This is a genomic window from Streptomyces exfoliatus (assembly GCF_000725545.1).
Lineage (GTDB): Bacteria > Actinomycetota > Actinomycetes > Streptomycetales > Streptomycetaceae > Streptomyces > Streptomyces exfoliatus.
Genome location: NZ_JNZP01000092.1, coordinates 1 through 604 on the forward strand (window position 1 = coordinate 1; position 604 = coordinate 604).

A 604-nucleotide genomic window follows, 5' to 3' on the forward strand; every position below is an offset into this window, starting at 1 on the left:
GCACGTCCCACGGCGTCAGGGTTCGTGATCACCTCAACCTCGGCGCAGGAATCGACGATCTCCTCGGCAGAATCCGCCCACACCCACCACCACAGACCTGGGTCCGCCGCTGCACCGCCGGAGATCGACCGGGACGGCACCGCGGCCCTCAGCACCCTGCGGCGCGGCTCGGCGACGTTCCCGCCAGCGTGGGTAAATCCCTCCGCTCCAACCTCTGTCAGAGGATCTTTGTGCGGCGCAGCCTTCCCCTGCACATGTTGTGCGGGTGCGTCGATCCCCCTCAGGTGGGACCGCGTATCCGGTCAATGTGCCCGCAGCTGGATGGCCCTTTCATCAGGCAGGCCGGGAAAGATCAGCCGCAAACATCTATTTCCAGATCATTTTATTTTAACAATCCCAGTATTGGGCTATTTGACGGACCTAGTCTCGGGCCGGGCCCTGAAGGCAGGGCACGAGTGAGGGGAACAAGGTCGACATGGCTCATTGGAAGAAGATCGCGGGCGGTCTGACGGGGATCTCGGCGGGGGCGCGGTCCAACGTGTGGGGCGTGAACGCGGACGCGAGGATCTACCGGTTCACCAACGACGACGCCACCCCGTGGCAC

Annotated in this window: 1 protein-coding gene; it reads left to right on the forward strand. The window is 63.9% G+C overall.

Translation table 11 applies throughout. The annotated features are described in order from the left end of the window. Positions 1–475: 475 nt before the first annotated feature. On the forward strand, positions 476–604 hold a 129-nt coding region (locus IO20_RS41895), incomplete at its 3' end, for a tectonin domain-containing protein (protein ID WP_342668822.1).